This is a genomic window from Natronocella acetinitrilica (genome assembly GCF_024170285.1).
Lineage (GTDB): Bacteria > Pseudomonadota > Gammaproteobacteria > Nitrococcales > Aquisalimonadaceae > Natronocella > Natronocella acetinitrilica.
The window spans coordinates 22435-45959 of record NZ_JALJXV010000004.1 but is presented as its reverse complement, the minus strand read 5'-3'; the positions used below and the strand labels follow the sequence as shown (position 1 = coordinate 45959).

Here is a 23525-nt window from a genome sequence, read left to right as displayed (position 1 = left end):
CGATCGGCGGCTGGCCGGGGTTACTGTTCCGGACACGCCGTGAATACGTCCCTGTAGGCTCGACAGCGACATCCCTGTCGCTGACGGTCCGGAACGGTAACCCCGGCCAGCCGCCTGACGCCGGAGGTATCGTTTTGGGCGTTGCCCCGGGAACGTCTCGCGCTCGGCTTGCCTCTGAAGGAAGAGCCCCATGTTCGACAAGATACTGATCGCCAATCGCGGGGAAATCGCCTGCAGGGTAGCCCGCACCTGCCGCGCCATGGGCGTTGCAACAGTGGCCGTTTACTCTGAAGCGGACGCCGATGCCATGCACGTCCATGCATGTGACGAGGCCTGGCTGATCGGCCCGGCGCCGGCGCGGGAAAGCTACCTGAATGGCGCCCGCATCCTGGAGGTCGCCCGGCAAAGCGGGGCCCAGGCCGTCCATCCCGGCTACGGCTTTCTCTCGGAAAACGCGGGCTTCGCCAAAGCCTGCGCCGAGGCCGGCATCGTGTTCATCGGGCCGCCGGTGGCGGCGATCGAGGCCATGGGCTCGAAAAGTGCCGCGAAGTCCATCATGGAGAAAGCCGGCGTGCCGCTGGTGCCCGGATATCACGGCGACGATCAGGCACCGGAGCGGCTTGCTGCGGCGGCGGATGACATCGGCTATCCGGTGCTCATCAAGGCCTCGGCCGGCGGCGGTGGCAAGGGCATGCGACGGGTAGACAAGCCCGAGGATTTCGCAGAGGCACTGGCAGCCGCCAAGCGCGAGGCAGCATCCGCCTTCGGTGATGAACACGTGCTGGTGGAGAAATACCTGGTGGGGCCGCGCCACGTGGAGGTGCAGGTCTTTGCCGACGGCGATGGCAACACGGTGCACCTGTTCGAACGGGACTGCTCCATCCAGCGCCGCCACCAGAAGGTCATCGAAGAGGCGCCGGCCCCCGGGCTCGACGAAGGGCGCCGCGCCGAGATGGGCGCAGCGGCCGTCGCGGCTGCGAAAGCCATCGGCTACCAGGGCGCGGGCACGGTGGAATTCATCATGGACGCCGCCGGTGCCTTCTATTTCATGGAGATGAATACCCGCTTGCAGGTCGAGCACCCTGTCACGGAGTGCATCACCGGACAGGACCTGGTGGCCTGGCAATTGACCGTCGCCGCCGGTGGCCCCCTGCCCAGCAATCAGGCGGAGTTGTCCATCAGCGGTCATGCCTTCGAGGCCCGCATCTACGCCGAGGATGCATCGCGGGACTTCCTGCCCGCCACCGGCACCATTGCCCATCTGCGCACGCCGGCGGAAAGCCGTCATGTGCGTATCGACACCGGCGTGCGCGAGGGGGACACCATCTCGGTGCACTACGACCCCATGATCGCCAAGCTGGTGGTCTGGGATCACGATCGCACAACGGCGCTCCGGCGGCTGCAACACGCGCTGGAACAGTACCTGGTCGTGGGCACGGTGACCAATGCGGCTTTCCTTGCACGGGTCGCGGCGCATCCCGCCTTTGCCGAAGGCGGTGTCGATACCGGCTTCATCGACACACACCGCCAAGAGCTGTTTCCAGCCGCCTCGCCGGTAAGCAGCCGTATCCTGGCGGCGGCGGCCCTGTTCGAGTTGCTCAGTGTGGACCAGCAGGCCGAGATCCGCGCGGCAGCATCCAGCGACCCCTGGTCGCCATGGCATCTCACCGACGGCTGGCGGCCCAACAGCGACAATTACCACACGCTGCACTTCATGGATGGAGAGCAGGATGTCGAGGTCATCGCCCACTACCGGGACGACTGTTTCCTGCTTGAATTACCCGACGGGGAAGTACGTGCCAACGGCACACTCAACGCAGACGGCCGGCTGCGCATGGAGCTCGATGGCGTGCATCTGGATGCCATGGTTCTGCGCGACGGACAGCGACTGACCACAGGAGTGGGCGGTGACACCCGGGAACTGGTGGTCCACGATCCGCTGATCGCCGGCATGGAGGATGAGCTCAGCGAAGGCAGCCTGACCGCGCCGATGCCCGGCCTCGTTCTGGCAGTCAACGTCAGTGCGGGAGATCATGTCTCCGAGGGCGACGCCCTGCTCGTGCTGGAGGCGATGAAGATGGAATACACCATTCGCGCCTTCGCCGACGGTGTTGTGGAGCACGTGAACTACGCAGTGGGCGACCAGGTCAGCGAAGGTGCCGAGCTGCTGGCCATCGTGAGCGGAGACTGAGCGGTGGCGGAGACGTTCCAGCATGGCCCCATGTACCTGGAGGATCTGCAACCCGGCATGCGCTTCCGGGCGCCCACCTGGCCGGTGACCGAGACGGACATCATCCGCTTCGCCAGCGAGTTCGACCCGCAGCCCCACCACGTGGATCCGCAGGCAGCAAAGTCGTCCTTCTTCGGGGGGCTTGCCGCCAGCGGATGGCATACGGCGGCTATGATCATGGGTATGGCCATGCGCTCCGACCTGCAGATGAGCGGCGGACAGGTGGGCATCGGCGTGGAGAACCTGACCTTCAGCAAGGCGGTGCGGCCGGGTGACGTTCTGTCACTGGACATCGAGATTCTCGCCGTCCGGCCCTCCCGCTCGCGGCCTGGCCAGGGAATTTTCAAGGCCCGCTGGCGCTGCACGAACCAGCACGGGGAGACAGTGATGGAAATCACCCCCACGGTACTGGCGCAGACCCGCGCGGGTCGGGAGCAGCGGTCAACGGAAACAGAATCCTGAGGTGATGACCATGGGATTACCTGAGCATGTGCGAATTGTCGAGGTCGGCCCCCGGGACGGCCTGCAGAATGAACCGGGATCGGTCTCCAGCGCCGTCAAGCTGGAGCTGATCCACCGCCTGGCCAATGCCGGCCTGCCGGCGGTGGAGGCCACGGCCTTCGTCTCGCCAAAGTGGGTCCCGCAGATGGCGGATCACGACACCGTACTGCGGGGCATCCAACGCCGGAACGGTGTGCGCTACCCGGTGCTCACCCCCAACCTCAAGGGTTTCGAAAACGCCGTCGCGGCGGGTGCGGACGAGGTCGCCGTGTTCGGCGCGGCCTCCGAGAGTTTTTCCCGCAGGAACATCAACTGCTCCATCGACGAGAGCCTGGAGCGTTTTGCGCCGGTCATGGAAGCAGCCCAGGCGCATGGCGTGCGGGTGCGGGGTTATGTCTCCTGTGTGCTCGGTTGCCCCTACGAGGGCGCCATCGAGCCGAAAGTGGTCGCACATGTGTCGGACACGCTCTACCGCATGGGCTGCTATGAGATCTCGCTGGGCGACACCATCGGCGTGGGCACGCCCCTGCAAGCCCAGCGCATGGTGGCTGCCGTAGCCGAGCGCGTGCCCATGGAACACCTGGCCGCGCACTTCCACGATACCTATGGCCAGGCGCTGGCGAATCTGTTCGCGGTACTGCAGCTGGGCATCGCCACGGTTGACAGTGCCGTCGCCGGACTGGGCGGTTGCCCCTACGCCAAGGGCGCCTCGGGTAACGTGGCGACGGAGGACGTGGTCTACATGCTGAACGGCATGGACATCGATACCGGGGTTGATATGGACGCGCTGGCCGCCACCGGCCGATGGATCTGCGAGCAACTTGGCAAGCAGCCCGCCTCACGGGTTGCCCGGGCACTCGCGGCCAGGGCTACGGAGGGCTGAGGGGGGCTGCCATGGAAACCGGTTTCATTACCCGACGCAGCCAATGGCCATGTCGTCGTATCAACGGCGACCGACCCGCGGTGTCCTTCGAGGATGGCGACACCTGGACCCACGACCGGCTGCGCGGCCGGGTCAATGCCTACGCAAACGCGCTGCTTGCCGATGGCGTACAACCCGGCGACCGGGTGGGCATTCTGCTGCACAACTGCCTGGAATACTGGGCCACCTACCTCGCCGTGATGCGCATCGGCGCCATTGCGGTGCGCCTGAACTTCCGCCTCACGGCGGACGAACTGCACTTCGCCATCAACGATTCCGGCAGTACTGTGCTCTGCTTTCATAGTGCCTTCGCGGAGACCATCGGCGGCATTCGCGACGACCTGCCGGTACGGCGGTTCATCGCGCTGGAAAGCGACAGCGGCGAACCCCGGCCCGACTGGGCCGCGGCCTGGACCATGCTGGATGCAGGTAGCGCCGAAGAGCCCGATTGCCCCAGGCCCACCGCCGACGCACCGGCCATGCTGATGTACACCTCCGGCACTACGGGCCGGCCCAAGGGGGCCGTCTGGCGCCATGCCAATACCCTCTGGTTCACCGCCATGCAGGCCATGCAATGGGGGCTCGACGAACACACGGTGGGCATGACGACCGGGCCCATGTACCACGTGGGCGCGGTGGAGGATCTGACCAGCGCCGCACTGGCCGTTGGTGGCCACGCCGTGGTGCTGAAGAGCGGCGGCTTTTCCATACGCCGGGTGCTGGAGATCGTCGCCAACCGGCGGGTGACTGACCTGTTCCTGTTTCCATTCATGATCTACGAACTGGCACAGCTGGATGATCATCAGGGCTACGACCTGTCCAGCGTGAAACGCATACTCTCCGGCGGCGACCCGCTGCTGCCCTGGGCTACTCGTACGCTGCAGGAGCGCTACCCCTGGATCGAGATCATCCAGGTCTATGGCCTGACCGAAGGCACCCCTATTGCGGCCTGCTCCACCGGCGAGGAGACCCTGGCACACCCGGAAAGCGTCGGCCGGCCCATGCCGTTCACCGAGATCTCGCTGCGTAACGACGACGGCAGCGAGGCCGGACCCGGCGAGGAAGGCGAGATCTGGATTCGCGGCCCGGTGGTCTGCGAGGGCTATTGGCAACGGCCGGACGCAAACCGCGAAAGCTTCACCGATGGCTGGTGCCATACAGGGGATCTCGGACGACTCACCGACAACGGCCTGCTGTGCATCGCCGGCCGGAAGAAGGACATGATCCGCACCGGCGGCGAGAACGTCTATCCGGCAGAGCTGGAAGACGTTCTCATGCGGCTCGCCGGGGTGCGCGAAGCGGCGGTGGTCGCCGTGCCCGATGCCCGCTTCATCGAGGCGGTCACGGCGGTGATCGTGACCAGGGACGGCGTGTCGATCTCGCCGGAGGAGATCATCAGCCACTGCCGGCAGCATCTGGCAGGCTACAAGTGCCCACGCCACGTCGCATTCACCGACGCCCTGCCCCGGACGCCCTCGGGCAAGCTGATGAAATACCGCCTTCGCGAGACGTATCGTCACCTGGGCAGCGAGCCCGGCTCCGGGAAAACGGCCTGAGACAGGATCAAGCATGAGCGAGCCATTACTGTTCGAGAACGATGGTCACCTGGTCACACTGACCATGAACCGCCCCGAGACCCGAAACGCCGTATCCGAGGCGGACATGATCGACGCCATCGAGGATGCGGTTCACCGCATCAATGGGGACGCCAGCGTCCGCGCTGTCATCCTCACCGGCGCGGGCACGGCGTTTTCATCCGGCGGCAACCTCAAACACATGCGCGACCGCACCGACATGTTCGCCGGCAAGCCCGCCGAGGTGCGCAACGCATACCGGCGCGGTATCCAGCGCATTCCCCGGGCCATGCTCGACCTTGAGCCCCCCGCCATCGCGGCGGTCAACGGCCCCGCCATCGGCGCTGGCTGTGATCTGGCAATGATGTGTGATCTGCGGGTGGCCGCCGAGAGCGCCATCTTTGCCGAAAGCTTCATCAAGGTGGGCATCATCCCCGGCGACGGTGGCGCCTGGTTCCTGCCCCGGGTCGCAGGGCTTGCACGAGCCAGCGAGATGGCGCTGACCGGCGATCCAGTGGATGCCCGGACAGCGCTGGAATGGGGACTCGTGAATCGCGTCGTGCCCGGCGACGCCCTCATGGCGGAAGCGCGGGCTCTGGCGGAACGCATCATGGTCAACCCGCCGGAGGTCACCCGGATGACCAAGCGATTGTTGCGGGAAGCCCAGCTCACACGTCTCGACAGCCTGCTGGAGCTGTCAGCCGCCTACCAGGCCATCGCCCACACTACACAGGACCATCAGGAAGCGGTTCGTGCCCTGCTGGAGAAGCGGCAAGGCGAGTTCACCGGCGATTAGCCGGCTCGCCAGGCACGACTCGGTCAACATGGCGCGGTATCACGCCTTGGCATGACAATCCCGGGTGGTATGTCGCCGCGTCCCTTGGCATGCTCTGACCATCCTTGGCCGCATCGACCGGAACCTCGCCATGCATGATTACAACCCACCGCTTCGCCACATGCGCTTCGTGCTCCAGGAGCTACTGGACTACGAGGCGATTCATGTCCTGCCGGCATGGTCCGAGGCCAGCCCCGATCTGGTGGATGCGGTGCTGGAAGAGGCCGGGCGCTTTGCCGGTGGCGTGTTGGCGCCGCTGAATCGCGTTGGCGACCGGCAGGGTTGTCGCCTGGCCGATGGCGCGGTCACAACACCGGAGGGCTTCCCCGACGCCTATCGCCAATACGTCGAGAATGGCTGGAACGGCTTGTCCTGCCCCCCGGAATTCGACGGCCAGGGGCTTCCGGGCTGCGTGGCCACGGTGACCCAGGAGATGTGGCAGGCGGCCAACATGGCCTTTGCCCTCTGCCCCATGCTCACCGCCGGTGCCATCGAGGCCATCCACCGCCACGGCACCAGCGAGCAGCAGGCGCTGTATCTGCCCAGGCTGGTGAGTGGCGAGTGGACAGGGACCATGAACCTCACCGAACCCCAGGCGGGTTCAGATCTCGCTGCGGTGCGGGCGCGGGCGGTACCCGAGGGTGACCACTACCGGCTCTTCGGCCAGAAGATCTACATCACCTGGGGCGAGCACGACTGCGCCGAGAACATCATTCACCTGGTGCTGGCGCGTACGCCGGACGCACCGCCGGGGGTGAAGGGGATTTCCCTGTTCATCGTTCCCAAGTTCGTGCCCACTGCCGGTGGCGACCCTGGCGAGCGCAACGACGTACAGTGCGTTTCCACGGAACATAAACTCGGCATCCACGGCAGCCCCACCTGCACCATGGCCTACGGCGAAAAAGACGGTGCAGTGGCCTACCTGGTGGGCGAGGAGGGCCAGGGGCTGGTGTACATGTTCACCATGATGAACGAGGCCCGCCACAAGGTGGGGGTGGAAGGCCTGTCGATCTCCGACCGCGCCCTGCAGCAGGCCCGTGCCTATGCCCGGGACCGCGTGCAGGGGCGGCCGGCGGGTTCCAGCAGCAGTGAAGCGCAGGCGATCATCCACCACCCTGACGTACGCCGCATGCTGCTCACCATGCAGGCCGGTGTGGAGGCAATGCGCTGCCTCTGCTACTACGCCGCATGGTGCATGGACCTGGGCCGGGAAGCGGCAGACGGCGACCAACGCGCCACGCTCGGCGCCCGGGCCGATCTGCTGATTCCCATCGTCAAGGGCTGGTGTACGGAACTGTCCGTGGAACTCACCTCCCTGGGCGTGCAGGTGCACGGCGGCATGGGCTACGTGGAGGAAACCGGCGCGGCCCAGCATTTCCGCGACGCCCGGATCACGCCGATCTACGAAGGCACCACGGCAATCCAGGGCAATGATCTGATCGGCCGCAAGACCCATCGCGACGGGGGTGAGGCCATCAAGGCGCTTATCCATGAGTTCCGTGGAGACGCCGAGGCTCTGCGGGATATTCCGGGATTACCGCATTTGTGCGAAGCCCTCTCCACGGCGCTGAACGGGCTTGAGACGGCAGCGGACTGGGTCGTGGCGCACCATGGGGAACAACCCGCGGCTTCCGCCGCCGCAGCGGTGCCCTACCTGATGCAGGCGGGTTACGTGATTGCCGGTGGGCTGATGGCACGCGCTGCGCGGCGGGCCCATACAGCGCTGGAAAGCGGTACCGGGGAAAAGGCTTTCTACGAGGCCAGAATCGTCACGGCGCGGTTCTACATGGAGCAGCTGTTGCCGAGAGCGGGCGGTCTCTTGCCAGCGGTACTGGCCGGGGATGCGGTGGCGCAGACGGACGCCTCGGTGCTTGATTGAAACGCCGCTGTGGTGCGTTACGCGCTGCGCGCTAACACACCCTACGATGGCCCGTGCGCGATCCAAGCCTCTCGTAGGGTGCGTTAGGCCGAAGGCCGTAACGCACCACTTAACCTTTCAGCTTCTGGGTCAGCTCCGGAACGAGTTCGAACAGGTCCCCTACCAGGCCGTAATCCGCCACCTCGAAGATGGGGGCGTCTTCGTCCTTGTTGATGGCGACAATGACCTTGGAGCCCTCCATGCCTGCCAGGTGCTGGATGGCGCCGGAAATGCCGATGGCGATGTAGAGATCCGGTGCCACCACCTTGCCCGTCTGGCCCACCTGGTAATCGTTGGGCACGTAACCGGCATCAACCGCCGCGCGAGAGGCGCCAATGGCCGCGCCAAGGGTATCGGCAAGCTCCTCGAGCAGGCGAAAGTTCTCGCCGCTGCCAAGCCCCCGTCCACCGGAAACCACCACGCCTGCGGCGGTGAGTTCAGGCCGGCTTGACTCGGTAAGTTGCTGATCCACGAAGCGACTGCGTCCGGAATCCGCACCCGGATCAACGGGCTCGACGGCACCGCTGCCGCCCTCGGCCGCAGCCTTGTCGAAAGCCGTCGGGCGCACCGTGATCACCTTGATGGAGTCTGTGGACTGCACCGTGGCGAGGGCGTTACCGGCATAGATTGGTCGAACGAAGGTGTCGGCGCTCTCCACCACCGTGATATCCGAGATCTGCTGCACATCCAGCAGCGCGGCGACCCTGGGCATGAGGTTCTTGCCAAAGGTGCTCGCCGGCGCCAGCAGGTGCTGGTAATCGTCGGATAGGCCGACGATCACTGGTGCCAGGTTCTCAGCCAGCCAGTGGTCGAGGTGCGGCGCGTCGGCGACACGCACCCGGGCCACGCCCGCAACCGTCGCCGCCCGCTCTGCAACTGCACTGCAGCCATGACCGGCGACGAGGACGTCTACCGTGCCATCGATTGCGAGGGCGGCTGTGACCGTCGCCAGCGTGGAAGGGGCAAGTTGTCCGTTATCGTGTTCCGCAATCACCAGTACTGACATGTCAGATCACCTTCGCTTCATTGCGCAGCTTCTGCAGCAGCTCATCGACGCTGGCGACCTTGCTGCCGCCCTGCCGTTTCGGTGGCTCGCTCACCTTGAGGGTCTTGAGGCGCGGAGCGATATCCACGCCGAGCTCATCCGGTGTCAGGGCGTCGAGCTGCTTTTTCTTCGCCTTCATGATGTTGGGCAGCTTGGCGTAACGCGGCTCGTTGAGCCGCAGATCGGCGGTAATCACCGCCGGCATCGACAGTGCGACCGTCTCCAGGCCGCCGTCGATTTCACGGGTCACCTTTGCCTCGCCATCGGCGATTTCGACCCGGGATGCAAACGTGCCCTGGGGCCAGCCCAGCAGTGCCGAGAGCATCTGTCCGGTCTGGTTGGCGTCATCATCAATGGCCTGCTTGCCCAGAATCACCAGCTCTGGCGACTCCCGATCAACCAGTGCCTTCAGAAGCTTTGCGACAGCCAGGGGCTGGAGTTCGGCATCGGTGTGCACCAGGATGCCGCGATCACCGCCCATGGCGAGCGCCGTGCGGATGGTCTCCTGGCACTGCTGGATACCGAGGGAGACAATGATCACTTCCTCGGCAGCGCCTGCCTCTTTCAGCCGCACCGCCTCTTCCACGGCGATTTCGTCGAAGGGATTCATCGACATTTTCACGTTGGCGGTCTCAACGCCCGACCCATCGGCCTTGACCCGCACCTTGACGTTGTAATCGATGACCCGTTTGACGGGCACCAGGATTTTCATGAACAGCCCTCCATTACCCGCTGCCGTTGGAATGTCGCGGAATCGCAAGGACCATACGCCAGCCTTGTGTGGCTAGGCAAGGGCGAGCGGCGCTGCCGCTGCGCTCTCCGCTGCCACCAGGTTTCGGTAGGCCGATTGCAGGCTGCGGAATGCGGGCCCGGGGCAGGTGCGGATCAACCGACCATCGACTTCCCGCAGGGGCAACAGGCCGGCTCCGGTCCCGGTCAGAAGCGCCTCATCAGCGTCGTACACATCCACCAGCGTCAGGCTGCGCTCTGCTACCCGCAAACCACAGGCAGGCGCCACCTCCATGACCGTTGCCCGGGTAATCCCGTCCAGCGCTCCATCCGTGACCGGCGGCGTACAGAGTGTGTCACCCCGGACCACGAAGAGATTGGCGACGCTCGCCTCCACCACATGGCCGTTGCGGTTGAGCAGCAGTGCTTCATCGGCACCCGCCCTGTTGGCCTCGGCACGGGCCATCACACCGGTGAGGTAATTCAGGCTCTTGATTCGCGGATCCAGACAATCCGGCGGCAGGCGCCGAAGGCTGGCGGTGATAGCCCGCACCCCCTGCTCGACACGATCCGACGGTACAACGGCGAGTTGGGCTGCAATGATGAACACGGTCTGTCGCTCACAGCCCTGCGGATTCACCCCCAGGCTACCCTCGCCCCGGGTCACCACGATTCGCAGATAGCCGTCTTCCGGGTCCGCGGCATCCACAGTTTGTTGCACGGCGGCAGCCAGTGCCGGCAGATCATAGGGAATTGTCAGCCCGATACCTGCGGCAGATCGGGCGAGGCGCCGCAGGTGACGCTCCAGACGGAACGGCGTTCGTCTGTAATAGCGCACACCTTCGAACACGCCATCGCCATACAATAAACCGTGATCGAGCACCGACACCACCGCCTGCGCCGGCTCCACCAGCACGCCGTTCTTCCAGATGGTCATTTCCGCGGTCATCATCCACTCCCGGCAAAGATCTGTTCAGTGAGCCTATCCCGCCAGCCACAAACAATACAGATTCAGAATATGGATTTTTGAACCAGTACAGATTAGTGTCTGACTCATCTGTTATGCCTAATCTGCTGGAACTGTGTTGCATGACGCCACCGGATCGACACCGCACACGCTACCAACACCTGACCGATACCCTCTCCGAGAGGATGGATGATGGGGTCTACCAGGCCGGGCAGCGACTCCCTGGCGTACGACGGCTTGCACGGGAGTTCTCTGTGAGCGTCTCCACAGTTCTGCGGGCAATGGAGCAGTTGGAGTCCTTTGGCCGCGTCGAGGCACGGCCGCGGTCCGGCTACTATGTTCGAGCGTCGCGAAAGAGATCGCTTCCCGCGCCGCAGGCAGACATCACCCCTTCTCCCCAGGCGATTGACGGGCAGGACAGAGTGCTGCAACTGCTCCGGGGTGGGCAGTCCGAGGGCATGCTGTCGCTGGCTGCCGCCATGCCGGATGCGCAACAGTTGCCGCTGCGGCTCGTCAACAAGGCACTGGTCAGCGCTGCACGACGCCGTGGTCCGGATGACGCCCTGTATGACTTTCCGCCGGGTCACGCACCCCTGCGCCAGGCAATCGCCCGCCGCATGCACCTCAACGGTTGCCCGGTAGACCCCGCCGACATTGTCATCACCGGTGGCTGCCAGCAGGCGCTTGGCCTTGCCCTGCAGTCAGTTTGCGCGCCGGGCGACCTGGTTGCTGTCGAGTCGCCCACCTACTACGGTCTGTTGCAGGTGCTGGAGGCCCATCGACTCAAGGCACTGGAGATACCCAGCCACCCGGAGACGGGGCTCAGCCTGGAAGCACTGCGAATGGCGCTGGACAACTGGCCTATTCGCGCCTGCGTGCTGGTACCCAGCTACAGTAACCCGACAGGGAGTTGCATGCCCGAATCTCACCGGCAACGCCTGGTTTCCATGGCGGGTAGCCACAACTTCACTATCGTCGAAGACGATGTCTACGGCGATCTGGCCCACGATGGCTCGCGAGCGTTGCCAGTCCGGGCATTCGATCAGGCGGACCGGGTCGTCTACTGCAATTCGTTCTCCAAGACCCTGGCTCCGGACTTGCGCGTGGGCTGGGTGTCGTCACCTCGCCTGAGCGAGCGCCTCTGCCAGTTGCAGTTCGCCGGCCAGCTTGCGGCGCCGGGTCTTGCTCAACGGGCACTCACGGAATTGCTACAGGGTGGTGGCATCGACAGACATCTGCGGCGTGTTCGGGCCAGCTACATGACCAACATCAGCCGCGCTGTCCATCTGGTGGATCAGTACTTCCCGGCAGGCACGGAGGTAACCAACCCTGCCGGCGGTTACGTCATCTGGGTGCGAGTGCCCGGCCTGGATAGCGAGGCTTTTCAACGACACGCCGCCAACGCCGGGGTGTTGATTGCACCCGGCACGCTGTTTTCCACCGGTCGACGCTACGCCGACTGTTGCCGTATCAATTGCTCCCGGCCCTGGGGCACGGATATGGATACCGCAATTCGCCTGCTGGGCCACCTGGCCCGGGAACCCCATCACCAGAAAAATGAGGAGCTGTCATGAAGCGCATCGGATTCATCGGTCTCGGCAACATGGGCGCGCCCATGGCCCGCAACCTGATCAGGGCCGGGCATGCGGTTACCGTCTTCGACCTGCAAAGAACCCCCGTGCAGACCCTGGTCGCCGAGGGCGCCACTGCAGCGGACTCGGCCCTGGCGGCGGCCCGCGACCAGGAGATCGTGATTTCCATGTTGCCTGCCGGCAAGCACGTCCACGGGCTATACCTGAGAGAAGCCGGCATTCTGCAGGTGGTCGCCGACAACACCCTGCTGGTGGACTGCTCCACCATCTCGGCGGACGAAGCCCGTACAGTCGCTTCGGCGGCGGAGCAGCAGGGCCTGACATTCATTGACGCCCCTGTCTCCGGCGGTGTCGCCGGCGCTGCGGCGGGCACGCTTACGTTCATCTGTGGTGGGCCAGCCGACGCCGTGGAGACCGTCCGTCCAGTCCTGGAGACCATGGGCAAGGCGGTCTTTCATGCCGGCGGCAGCGGTGCCGGACAGATCGCCAAGATGTGCAACAACATGCTGCTTGGCGTACTCATGATTGGCACCGCCGAAGCGTTGAACCTGGCGGATGCCAACGGCCTCGACCCGGCACTGGTCTCGGAGATCATGAAGGCGAGCTCCGGAAATAACTGGGCGCTTCAGGTCTATAACCCGTGGCCTGGCGTCATGGAGACCAGTCCGGCCAGTCGTGGTTATGAAGGCGGCTTCCTCACCGATCTCATCGTCAAGGATCTTGGTCTTGCCATGGATGCGGGGTTGAAGGCGAACGTGTCATTGCCCATGGGCTCTCTCGCCAGCGCGCTGTACCGCGCTCACTCGGCCAGCGGTAACGGTGGGCTTGATTTCTCCAGCGTGCTTCGGCTCTTGCGGGGCATCGATCCGACGAATTGAAGTCACTGAAATGCGGACAAACTGTGCAGCCTATCGCAGCATCTGGTCATTTTTTGACCGATACTTGAGGGTCAAAACAAAAATGTAACCAAAACGGCACAGCAGGCGAGTTCGAGGACAGGCATGGCCGATAAAGGCGACAAGGGGCTCCGTTCCAGGACGGTCGCCGCCGACCCATGGTGCGCAACAGCGGCAACGTCCGCTGACTGGGCGGACGTCGAGCGGCGCCTGCGGGACAGCGAAGAAAAGTACCGTCTGCTGGTAACCAACCAGAACGAACTTGTCCTAAAGGTCGATCTGCAAGGCAACTACCTGTTCGCAAGCCCGTCTTACTGCCGCACGTTTGGTCTTGCCGAGGCGGACTTGCTGGGCAAGCCCTTCATGCCGCTTGTCCATGAGGAGGATCGCGAGTCCACGCTCCGCGCCATGGAGCAGATCCTTGAGCCGCCTTTCCGGGTCTACCTGGAGCAGCGAGGCAAGACTTGCGACGGCTGGCGCTGGTTTGCCTGGTCAGCCAACGCGGTGCGGGATCAAGCAGGTCGACCCTGCGAAATCGTCTCAGTGGGCCGCGATATCACGGAGCAGAAACGCACCGAAACTGCGCTGCGCGACAGCGAGGCACGCTTCCGGCGCCTGGCGGAAAACGCGCCGGACATCATCTACCGCTTCAGCCTCCGCAAGCGAGGCCATGTGGAATACATCAGCCCCGCTGTCGAACGGATGCTGGGTTACATAGCGGCCGACTACGCTGCTGATCCCAACCTCGTATTCCGGATGACCCACGCCGACGACAGGGCCATGCTGGAGCGGCACCTGCAGCGGGCCTCTGGCATGGGCGATCCCCTGGTGATCCGCTGCTTTCATCGCGACGGCCATCTGGTCTGGCTGGAGCTCAGCGATAGCCTTGTAGAGGGTGCCGATGGCCTGCCGGAAGCCATTGAGGGTATTGCCCGGGATATATCAGAGCGCAAACGCCTGGAGCAACGGCATCAGGCCCAGGCCCGACTCCTGGAGCGGATTTCCACCGACCAGCCCCTGACCCACCTGCTGGAAGAAATGCTGCTGTTCATGGAGGCACAGTCCCCGGGAATCCGCTGCAGCGTCCTGCTGGCGGACAACGCCCAGGGCATCCTGCGTCAGGGGGCGGCTCCGAGCCTGCCCCCCACCTACAACCAACTGGTTGACGGCACACCCATCGGCGAGGGGTCGGGCTCCTGCGGCACAGCAGCGGCGCGGCGGGAATCGGTGATCGTCACGGACATTCGAACCGATCCGCTGTGGCAGGGTGTGCGACACAAGGTGGCCGGCTTCGATTGGCTCCACGGCTGCTGGTCAACGCCATTCTTCGACTCCGGCGGCGAGCTGCTGGGCACCTTTGCGATTTACCCGGAGTCCTTTGGAGCACCGGGCGAGCGCGAATTCGATCTCATCGAATTCGCCACCTCCATGGCCAGCCTGATCGTTGAGCGCCGGCGGGATCAGGACACGCTGCGCTCGCTGTCCAGGGCCGTGGATCAGAGTTCCAGCCACATTCTGATTACCGATGGCGACGGCATCGTCCGCTACATCAACAAGCAGTTCGAAGATGTAACCGGCTTCACCAGCGCCGACGTGGTCGGCCGGCCAATGCAAACGCTGATCGTTCAGCGATTCGGCCATGCCGAGAACGACACCTGCGCTGACGCCTTTCGCAACTTTGCAGAATGGCAGGGCGAGTACCAGGCCCACCGCAAGAACGGTCAGCAGTACTGGGAGTCCGTCACCCTCACCCCGATTCGGGATGACAATGGTCATCTACTGCAGCTGGTGGTTGTCGGCGAGGACATCAGTGCCCGGAAGCAGGCGGAGAGCGAGATCCGCAAACTCGCCTTTTTCGACCCGCTTACCGCTCTCCCGAACCGCCGATTACTGCAGGACCGGCTCGGCCAGGCACTGGATGCCGCCCGGCGTAGCGGCAACTACGGTGCCGTGCTGTTCATTGACCTGGATCACTTCAAGCAGCTCAACGATGCCCGCGGTCATGCGGTGGGTGATGACCTGCTGATCGCCGTCGCGGCGCGTTTGCAGGCAGAGTTACGGCGTCAGGACACCGTGGCCCGCCTCGGTGGCGATGAATTCGTCATCGTGTTGGTAAACCTTGCGGATGAGAGCTGCCAGGCCAGTGTCCAGGCACGACAAGTGGCCGACAAGCTGCGGCAGACACTCAGCACACCCTTCCGCATCGGCGATCTCAACTATCACCTCGGGGCAAGCGTGGGCTACACCACCTTTCCCAAACCCGATGACCGGGTCGATGAGTTGCTCCGCGAGGCGGACACCGCCATGTATCGCGCCAAGCAACTGGGTCGCGATGGCGTGACCGCTTTTGTGCCGGCCATGCGCGAGGCCGCCCAGGACCGGTTTGCCCTGGAAGGGGACCTGCGCCATGCGATTGCACGCAATGAGCTTGAGGTCTGGTTGCAGCCCCAGGTGGATCATAACGGCGTGCGCATCGGTGCGGAGTTGTTGCTGCGCTGGCGCCATCCGGAGAGAGGACTCATCTCACCCGCCGCCTTCATCCCCGTGGCCGAGCAGTCCGGCCTCATTATCAAGATCGGCGACTGGGTGCTGGGGCAGGCGGCGCAGCTCTCACGCACACTGACCGATCACGGCCAGCGTCTCCGCCTGGCGGTGAACATCAGCCCACGGCAGTTCCGCCAGCCCGAACTGGTATCCGGCATCAAACACTGGCTGGAGGCAAGCGGCGCCGACCCCGAGTTGCTGGTGCTGGAGGTCACGGAGTCTCTGGTGATCGAGGACATCGTTGATACGGCTGCCAAGATGGCGGAACTGTCGACCCTGGGCGTGCGCTTTTCCGTGGACGACTTCGGCACGGGGTATTCGTCGCTGGCCTACCTGAAACGCCTGCCCCTGCATGAACTGAAGATTGATCGCACCTTCGTGCAGGATGCACCCACGGATGCCAACGACGCGGCCTTGGTGGAGGGCATTCTTTCCGTCGCCCGGCATCTTGGCCTGCAGGTCGTGGGCGAGGGTGTGGAAACGCCCGCGCACAGGGACTTTCTGCTGGAACGGGGCTGTCGCTACTTCCAGGGCTACCTCTACGGCATGCCGAAGCCACTGCATGAGTTTCTGCAGGATCAGCTGGCCGACCAGTGCTCTCAAGAAGTCACGGATTCACTCACAGCGCCGATCCGCCCTTCCTCGACCCCATGACAGGCGACCTCCCCACCACCGGCTACCGACCTGAGCTCAGGCAATTCGCGACGGCAACGCTCGTTGGCGAACGGGCAGCGCGGGTGAAAACTGCAGCCGGATGGCGGATTGACGGGATTGGGCACCTCGCCCTCGATCCCCGTGCGTGTCCGATCCCGCTTGGTCAATGAGGGGACGGCTGTGAGCAGCATGCGTGTGTAGGGATGCCGGGGAGTCTGGAACAGCTTTTCCCGCGATGCGATCTCTGCGATACGCCCCAGGTACATCACCGCGATCCGGTCGGCCATGTGCTTGACCACCGCCATGTCATGGCTGATGAACAGGTAGGTCAAACCATGGCGTTCCTGCAGATCGCTCATGAGGTTCAGAATCTGCGCCTGCACGGAGACATCCAGTGCCGAGGTAGGCTCATCGCAAATCAGGAACTCCGGCTCGTTGGCCAGCGCCCGTGCAATGGAGATGCGCTGGCGCTGGCCACCGGAGAACTCGTGGGGATATCGTGCCCCGTCCGCGGCACTGAGCCCTACCTGTTCAAGCAACTCACCAACCCGGCGGCGACGCCCTGCAGCGGAGGTCTCGATGTCGAAGAACTTCAGCGGTTCGGCAATGATGGAACTCACCCGCCACAAGGGGTTCAGGCTGGCGTAAGGGTCCTGGAAGATCATCTGGAAGCGGCGCCGGATGGCAGCGGCGCGCCGACCGCTGAGGCGGCTGAGCCCGGTGATGTCGTTGCCGTCGAAAAACAGCTTGCCGGCAGTGAGCCCGTACAAGCCCACGATCAGTCGCGCCACCGTGGACTTGCCACAGCCGGACTCCCCCACCAGCGCCACGGTCTCACCGCGGCGGATGGACAGGTTCACCCCATCCACGGCCCGCAGCATGAGTCGGGGCTGCCGCTCCAGCACGCGGTTCAGCCAGGGGCGGGAGACGTCGAAATGACGCGCGATACCCTCGGCCCGCAACAGTTCCTGCGCGCTCACGGGACATCCCCCTGATACAGCCAGCATGCCGCCCGCGATGTGCCAGCCTGACGCAGCCCTGGCACCTCACGGCGACAGCGCTCCATGACCCGGGGGCATCGTGGATTGAACGCACAGCCTGCGGGTATGGCCGCCAGCCTGGGCATGGACCCGTTGATCTGGTGCAAGCGCTGACGGGTCTCGTGCATGGACGGAATCGACTCCATCAGGCCCTGGGTGTAGGGGTGGCGCGGTTCACGGATAACCGCATCCACCGGACCGATCTCGGCCAGGCGTCCGGCGTACATCACGGCGACCCGGTCGGCGGTCTCCGCGATCACCCCCATGTCGTGGGTCACCAGCATCACGGCGGTGCCATGATCGGCGCAGAGTCGCTTCAACAAGGCCAGGATCTGTGCCTGTACGGAGACATCCAGCGCCGTGGTGGGCTCATCGGCGATCACCAGCTCCGGCTCGGCGGCCAACGCCAGGGCAATAACCACCCGTTGACGCATGCCACCGGAGAACTCATGGGGATAGGCATTGATGCGGTTCTCCGCCGCCGGAATACCCACCTCTTTCAGCAACGCCAGCGCCCGGGCCCGGGCCTGCTTCTCGGTGAGCGGCAGATGCGCGCGGATGGTCTCGACGATCTGGTCGCCGATGGCGAACAGCGGATTCAGACTGGTCAGCGGGTCCTGGAAGATCATGCCGATACGCCGTCCACGCAAGCGACGGAATGCACTTTCCGGCAGATCGTCGATGCGTTCGCCGCGCAGCCTGATCTCACCGCCGGCAATGCGCCCGGGCGGCTCCAGCAAGCGAATCACGGCGTTGCCGGTCATGGATTTGCCGGCGCCGGACTCCCCCACCACCCCCAGGACTTCGCCGGGTGCGATGTCGAAGGACACGTCATCAAGCGCCACCAGGGTGCCATGGCGGGTCGGAAACTCCACCCGCAGGTTGCGCACCGACAATAGCGCCTGATCAGCGGAGTTTCGGGTTGAGGACATCGCGCAACCAATCGCCTAGCAGATTGACCGAAAGCGCCAGTATGAGCAGCGCCAGGCCGGGAAAGAGCAGAATCCACCACTCACCGGAGAACATGTAGTCCTGGCCGACGCGAATCAGCGTGCCCAGGCTGGGTTGGGTAGGCGGCATGCCCACACCAAGGAAAGACAGGGTCGCCTCGGCGATGATGGCCAGCGCCAGGCCAATGGTGCCAATCACCAGCACCGGCCGCAGCACATTGGGCAGCAGGTGGCGAATCAGGATGATCCGCGGCGGCAGGCCGATGACCCGGGCCGCCTGAATGTATTCCTTGCCCTTCTCCACCATCGTCGCACCGCGCACCGCCCGCGCGTACTGCACCCAGTCGGACAGGCCAATGGCGACAATCAGGACAATGATCGCCGCCTCCTGGTGCATGGATCGCGGCAGGATGCCGCGAATCACACCGAAGATGAGCAGCGCCATGAGTATGGAGGGGAACGTGAGCTGAACATCGGCAATGCGCATGATCAGTGCATCCGGCCAGCCGCCCCGATACCCGGCATAGAGCCCAAGCCCCGTGCCCATCAGCAAGGCAAACAGCACCGCCGAGAAACCCACCAGCAACGAGATCCGCGAGCCATAGAGGATGGCCGAGAACACGTCCCGGCCCTGGCTGTCGGTGCCGAGCAGATAGTAGTTGCCGGTGAAATCCGAGGTACTGAACGGTTCGGTAAAGGCGTCGATCAACTCCAGCTCCGCCGGGTTGAACGGGTTCTGTGGAGCAATCCAGGGTGCAAACAGCGCACCGGCAAACATGATGAGGGTCAGTAGGCTCGCGACGATAACCACCGGCTGACGCCGATAGGAGTAGAACACATCGCTGGCCAGCATACGCCGCAACAGGCCTGGGCGCTGCGTCTCGGCTGCCCGCAGCTCCTGCTCCTCGCGACTGCCGACGGTACTCATCGGCTACCTCCCCGAACGCGCAGCCGCGGATCCACGGCGTAGTACAGCAGGTCCACCACCAGATTGATCACCACGAATACCAGGGCGATCAGCAACAGGTAGGCGGACATGACGGGAATATCCACGAAGCGCACGGCAGTGATGAACAGAGCCCCCACACCCGGCCACTGGAATACCGTCTCGGTGATGATGGCGAAGGCAATGATGGTGCCCAGTTGCAGACCGATGATGGTGATCACCGGGATCAGCGTGTTCTTGAGGGCATGCTGCAGGTTGACCACCCGCCGGGTGAGCCCACGGGCCCGGGCAAACTTGATGTAGTCGGTGCGCATCACCTCCAGCATCTCCGCCCGGACCAGTCGCATGATCAGGGTTAGCTGGAACAGGCCCAGGGTGATTGCCGGCAATATCAGTGAGCGCAGACCGCTCTGGGTCAGCAGCCCCGTGGTCCACCAGTCACCGATGCGCACCACTTCACCACGGCCGAATGCCGGCAGCCAGCCCAGTTCGACGGCAAACAGGTAGATCAACAGGATGCCGATGAGGAACGTGGGCAGGGAGACACCGATCAGCGAGACGGTCATCACAACACGGGACAACCAGCTGCGGCGGTACAGGGCCGTGTAGACCCCAAGGGCAATGCCCAGCACCACGGCAAAAATGGCGGAAATGATGGCCAGCTCAAGCGTCGCCGGCAGTCGCTCCATGATCATGTCGGTAACCGGCCGCGCCGACCGGTAGGAGATGCCGAACTCGAACTGCGCGGCATTACCCACGAATCGCATGAACTGGATGATCGCCGGATCGTTGAGGCCCAGGCGCTCACGCAACTGCGCCCGATCAGTCTCGGTGGCCTCCTGACCCAGCATGTTGAGCACCGGGTCGCCCACGTAATAGAACAGGGAGAAGGCAATCAGCGCCACCACAAGCATGACGAACACCGCCTGCAGCGTTCGCTGAATGATGAATGCGAGCATGGACCGTCCGGATCAGTCTGTCGGGCCGCCGTCCATGGCGGCGTCCAACCTATCGGATAAACCGCAAGTATTTGAAGTGCGGTGTGTTCTCGCTTTGCACCTGGAAGTCGATGTCTTCCCGCATGGCCCAGGTCAGCATCTGGTGATGCAGCGGCAGGTAGATGATCTCGCCGTGCACGATTTCCCATGCTTCGTTGACCACGGCTTCACGTTCCTCCTCGTCAGTCACCCGGGCCATGGCGCGGGTCAATTCGTCCACACGCTCGTTGGAGAACCCGGTGAAATTCCAGGTACCGAGGTTGTCCTGCTTGGTGTGGTAGAGGTAGTTGAAGATGTACTCCGAATCCATGGGCGGCACGCCCCAGCCCAGCATGTAGAAGTCGTACTCTTGCCGGGCAAGTTCAGCAAAGTGCACCGACCGGGTCTGGGATACCAGGTCGATATTGATGCCGATCCGCCCCAACATGCCGACCACCGCCTGACAGATCTGCTCGTCATTGACGTAGCGGTCATTCGGGCAATGCAGCGAGACACGGAAACCGTCCGGGTAGCCCGCCTCGGCCAGCAACTCGCGGGCACGCTCCTGATCAACCCTGGGCAGCTGATCAAGCTCTTCGGAATAGCCGTAGACGAACGGCGGCGCGATGACGCCGGCGGGTTGCGAGTTGCCCCGCATCACCGAGCGCTGGATGGCCTCCCGGTCGATGGCGATATTCATGGCTTCCCGGACCCGGTGATCGGCGAATGGATTGCCGTCAACATCGGCGCTACGCAGATTCTGGCTGGCCACATCCATGCCCAGGAAGATGGTGCGATTCTCCGGGCCCTGTTCGATCTTGATGCCATCAGCCTGGGACAGGCGCTGTATGTCCTGCACCGGGGCTTCCTGCAGCAGATCCACCTCGCCGGAGAGCAGTGCTGCAACCCGCGTCGCCGCCGATTCGATGGGGGTGGAGACGATGCGCGAGACTTCCATGGGGTAGTGATCCCGGCCCCAGTAGTCGTCATTGCGTACCAGCACGGTGCGCACGTCGGGCTCCCGGCTCTCCAGGCGGAATGGGCCGGTGCCATTGGCGTTGCGCACGGCGTGGCTCTCCTCGCCGGCCGCATAATTGGTGGGCACCTCCACGCCATGCTCTTCCGCCCATTCGCGGCTCATGATGAACAGGTTGGTAAAGTTGTTGGGAAGCAGCGGGTTGGGGCCGTCGGTCTCGATTTCCACCGTGTAATCGCCGGTGGCCCGGACATCGACGATGGAAGCCAGCAGGCCCCGCATGTCGGAGTTCTCGTGGCGGGCCCGGTTGATGGAGAACTCCACGTCGTCGGCGGTCAGCGCCTGCCCCTGGTGAAAGCGGACACCCTCGCGGACGTGGAAAACCCAGACACTGGGATCGTCTTCGGACACCTGCCAGTCAGTGGCCAGGCCCGGCTGGATCTCCAGATCCATGTCCTGGTAGAGCAGCGCGTCATGTATCTGGTGGGAAACTGCGTGGGTGGGTTGCTCGTTCTGGGAATGTGGATCGAGGGTGAGGCTATCGCCGGAGCGGGTCCATCGGACGGTCTCGGCGCTGAGGCTCGACACCACACCCACCGTCGAGGCCACCGCTATCACACACACGAGCCTGATCATTCTTCGTCCTCCCAAACTGGCTGCCCGGCGAGACCGGGATCCTTGTCGTGAGGGGCTCCTTGCCGCACCCTCGACTTCAAACGTAGCCCGCATCGGCGAAAGGCACAATGCTTCAATTGTGGAGGTACATTGAACGCCCCGGATCACCGCCTCGTCATACTGCTGAACAAGCCCTACAACGTGCTCTCGCAGTTCACGGACGACCGTGGCCGCACCACCCTGGCGGACTTCGTGCAGAAGCGGGAATGCTACCCCGCCGGCCGGCTCGATCGGGACAGCGAAGGGCTGCTGGTGCTGACCAACGACGGCGCTCTGATCCATCGCCTGGCCGACCCGCGGCACAAGGTGAGCAAGTCCTACTGGGTGCAGGTGGAGGGAGAACCGACGGACCCGGCGCTGGAGCGCCTGCGCCAGGGCGTGGAACTGAAGGATGGCCTGACCCGGCCGGCGAAGGCCCGGCTGATGGACGAGCCACCGGGCCTGTGGCCGAGGAACCCGCCGATTCGCTATCGGGCCAGCATCCCGACCTGCTGGCTGGAACTGACCATCACCGAGGGTCGCAACCGGCAGGTACGGCGCATGACCGCGGCGGTGGGCCACCCCACCCTGCGGCTGATTCGCTACCGGGTGGGGTCCTGGACGCTGGACGGGCTGGCGCCCGGCGAGTGCCGGGAGATCAGGCTCTAGGCAAGCGCGCCGTCAGCCGGCGGTGGCTTCGCGGCGGAGATCGCGCATTTCCTGCCCCCAGACCAGGGACAGACTCACCACGTAGATCAGTGTCACAGCCAGCACCACGAGGAGCAGCATCTGCGGCCCGGTCACGGCGCCCGTGAAATAATCCGGCTGGCCTACACCGGGCTCAAGCCGCATGGCCGCCATACCCGTGTAGTGCATCCCGCATACCGCAACTGCCAGCACCGGGGCGCTGGCGGCGCGCAGCATGCCCCGCGCCCGCTGCAAGATGAACAGCGCGACGCACGCCGCCACCAGCGCAATCACCACGGAAACCGCCATCAGCGTGTGGTCGTGGCCGATCACCGCCTCGGAGCGGATCGCCGCCATGCCCATATAGTGCATCGCCGCCACACCCAACCCGAGGATGCTCCCGGCCGTGAGCAGCGCAAGGACGGACTCCGGATTCCGGCTAGTGACCCAGAGGCCCAGCCCGAACAACGCGACAGGCACTACCAGCGACATCAGGGTCAGGTTCAAATCGTAGGTAATGGGAATGTCGGGACGATAAGCGAGCATCCCCACGAAATGCATGGCCCAGACCGCACCGCCACCGAGCACCACCGCGGAGAGAACCAACCAGCCGGGGTGAACGCTGCCGTCGGCCTTCGTGATCCGTCGCGAGGTCAGGAGGCCGGTGCCGGCGCCAAACAGGCTCACCAGAAACGACAGGCCGACCAGCCAGAGATTGTAATCGGACAGGGAGTTTTGCATTACGCCCTCGAGTTAGGGAAGGTGAGTAGCGGCGAGAAGATTGACGTAATTCGTATCTGAACTGCGTGACCGGGGTCACAACCATGATGCCGGGCGGACATGGCGTTGGCCCTGGCACTGGCCGTATGATCAGGGAAGTCAATGCGC

19 protein-coding genes are annotated in these 23525 nt (G+C 64.2%); 10 read left to right on the top strand and 9 right to left on the bottom strand.

Features of this window, described 5'->3' with window-relative positions:
• Positions 1-190: 190 nt before the first annotated feature.
• The 6 genes from J2T57_RS08995 (at position 191) to J2T57_RS08970 (ending at position 7941) form a co-directional block, all read left to right on the top strand.
• Positions 191-2191 carry an acetyl/propionyl/methylcrotonyl-CoA carboxylase subunit alpha gene (locus J2T57_RS08995; protein WP_253476915.1) on the top strand — a complete coding sequence of 667 codons (2001 nt, stop codon included), beginning with the start codon at positions 191-193 and terminating at the stop codon, positions 2189-2191.
• A 3-nt stretch (positions 2192-2194) separates the two neighbouring features.
• Positions 2195-2692, top strand: a complete 498-nt coding sequence (locus J2T57_RS08990; RefSeq protein ID WP_253476912.1) for a MaoC family dehydratase — start codon at positions 2195-2197, stop codon at positions 2690-2692.
• Between the two features lie 10 nt (positions 2693-2702).
• On the top strand, positions 2703-3614 hold the full coding sequence (locus J2T57_RS08985) for a hydroxymethylglutaryl-CoA lyase (protein ID WP_253476910.1): 912 nt from the start codon (positions 2703-2705) through the stop codon (positions 3612-3614).
• A gap of 11 nt (positions 3615-3625) precedes the next feature.
• Complete coding sequence (locus J2T57_RS08980) at positions 3626-5209, top strand: class I adenylate-forming enzyme family protein (RefSeq protein WP_253476907.1); 1584 nt, start codon at positions 3626-3628, stop codon at positions 5207-5209.
• A gap of 13 nt (positions 5210-5222) precedes the next feature.
• Positions 5223-6023, top strand: a complete 801-nt coding sequence (locus J2T57_RS08975; protein ID WP_253476905.1) for a crotonase/enoyl-CoA hydratase family protein — start codon at positions 5223-5225, stop codon at positions 6021-6023.
• 130 nt (positions 6024-6153) lie between these two features.
• The gene (locus J2T57_RS08970; RefSeq protein WP_253476902.1) at positions 6154-7941 is read left to right on the top strand and encodes an acyl-CoA dehydrogenase; all 1788 of its coding nucleotides are present in this window, start codon (positions 6154-6156) and stop codon (positions 7939-7941) included.
• A gap of 109 nt (positions 7942-8050) precedes the next feature.
• On the opposite strand, the gene J2T57_RS08965 is transcribed toward J2T57_RS08970, so the two are convergent.
• From J2T57_RS08965 to ilvE, 3 genes are all read right to left on the bottom strand, one after another.
• Positions 8051-8986, bottom strand: a complete 936-nt coding sequence (locus J2T57_RS08965; RefSeq protein WP_253476899.1) for an electron transfer flavoprotein subunit alpha/FixB family protein — start codon at positions 8984-8986, stop codon at positions 8051-8053.
• 1 nt (position 8987) lies between these two features.
• Positions 8988-9737, bottom strand: a complete 750-nt coding sequence (locus J2T57_RS08960; protein WP_253476896.1) for an electron transfer flavoprotein subunit beta/FixA family protein — start codon at positions 9735-9737, stop codon at positions 8988-8990.
• A 72-nt stretch (positions 9738-9809) separates the two neighbouring features.
• Positions 9810-10706: a branched-chain-amino-acid transaminase gene (ilvE, locus tag J2T57_RS08955; protein ID WP_253476893.1), complete on the bottom strand. Its 897-nt coding sequence runs from the start codon at positions 10704-10706 to the stop codon at positions 9810-9812.
• A 137-nt stretch (positions 10707-10843) separates the two neighbouring features.
• On the opposite strand from ilvE, the gene J2T57_RS08950 reads away from it, so the two are divergent.
• From J2T57_RS08950 to J2T57_RS22205, 3 genes are all read left to right on the top strand, one after another.
• On the top strand, positions 10844-12295 hold the full coding sequence (locus tag J2T57_RS08950) for an aminotransferase-like domain-containing protein (RefSeq protein ID WP_253476891.1): 1452 nt from the start codon (positions 10844-10846) through the stop codon (positions 12293-12295).
• The gene (gene mmsB, locus J2T57_RS08945) at positions 12292-13191 is read left to right on the top strand and encodes a 3-hydroxyisobutyrate dehydrogenase (RefSeq protein ID WP_253476888.1); all 900 of its coding nucleotides are present in this window, start codon (positions 12292-12294) and stop codon (positions 13189-13191) included. The genes J2T57_RS08950 and mmsB overlap by 4 nt, the downstream gene beginning before the upstream one ends.
• A gap of 123 nt (positions 13192-13314) precedes the next feature.
• The gene (locus J2T57_RS22205; protein ID WP_301289262.1) at positions 13315-16407 is read left to right on the top strand and encodes a sensor domain-containing protein; all 3093 of its coding nucleotides are present in this window, start codon (positions 13315-13317) and stop codon (positions 16405-16407) included.
• On the opposite strand, the gene J2T57_RS08925 is transcribed toward J2T57_RS22205, so the two are convergent.
• From J2T57_RS08925 to J2T57_RS08905, 5 genes are read right to left on the bottom strand one after another with little or no spacing between them, the layout of a single operon-like run.
• On the bottom strand, positions 16353-17387 hold the full coding sequence (locus J2T57_RS08925; protein ID WP_253476885.1) for an ABC transporter ATP-binding protein: 1035 nt from the start codon (positions 17385-17387) through the stop codon (positions 16353-16355). The two genes, J2T57_RS22205 and J2T57_RS08925, sit on opposite strands and share 55 nt — an antisense overlap.
• Positions 17384-18379 (bottom strand): ABC transporter ATP-binding protein, encoded by a 996-nt coding sequence (locus J2T57_RS08920; protein ID WP_253476882.1) that lies wholly within the window; start codon positions 18377-18379, stop codon positions 17384-17386. Before J2T57_RS08920 ends, J2T57_RS08925 begins: the two co-directional genes overlap by 4 nt.
• Positions 18354-19325 carry an ABC transporter permease gene (locus J2T57_RS08915; protein ID WP_253476879.1) on the bottom strand — a complete coding sequence of 324 codons (972 nt, stop codon included), beginning with the start codon at positions 19323-19325 and terminating at the stop codon, positions 18354-18356. Before J2T57_RS08915 ends, J2T57_RS08920 begins: the two co-directional genes overlap by 26 nt.
• Positions 19322-20302, bottom strand: coding sequence for an ABC transporter permease (locus J2T57_RS08910; RefSeq protein WP_253476876.1), 981 nt, complete (start codon positions 20300-20302; stop codon positions 19322-19324). The genes J2T57_RS08915 and J2T57_RS08910 overlap by 4 nt, the downstream gene beginning before the upstream one ends.
• 49 nt (positions 20303-20351) lie before the next feature.
• Complete coding sequence (locus J2T57_RS08905; protein ID WP_253476873.1) at positions 20352-21932, bottom strand: ABC transporter substrate-binding protein; 1581 nt, start codon at positions 21930-21932, stop codon at positions 20352-20354.
• 129 nt (positions 21933-22061) lie between these two features.
• Here J2T57_RS08905 and J2T57_RS08900 point away from each other — a divergent pair, with 129 nt between their 5' ends.
• Entirely contained in the window at positions 22062-22619 is a 558-nt protein-coding gene (locus J2T57_RS08900; protein ID WP_253476870.1) for a pseudouridine synthase, read from the top strand.
• A gap of 12 nt (positions 22620-22631) precedes the next feature.
• On the opposite strand, the gene J2T57_RS08895 is transcribed toward J2T57_RS08900, so the two are convergent.
• Positions 22632-23378 (bottom strand): MHYT domain-containing protein, encoded by a 747-nt coding sequence (locus J2T57_RS08895; RefSeq protein WP_253476867.1) that lies wholly within the window; start codon positions 23376-23378, stop codon positions 22632-22634.
• Between the last annotated feature and the right edge of the window lie 147 nt (positions 23379-23525).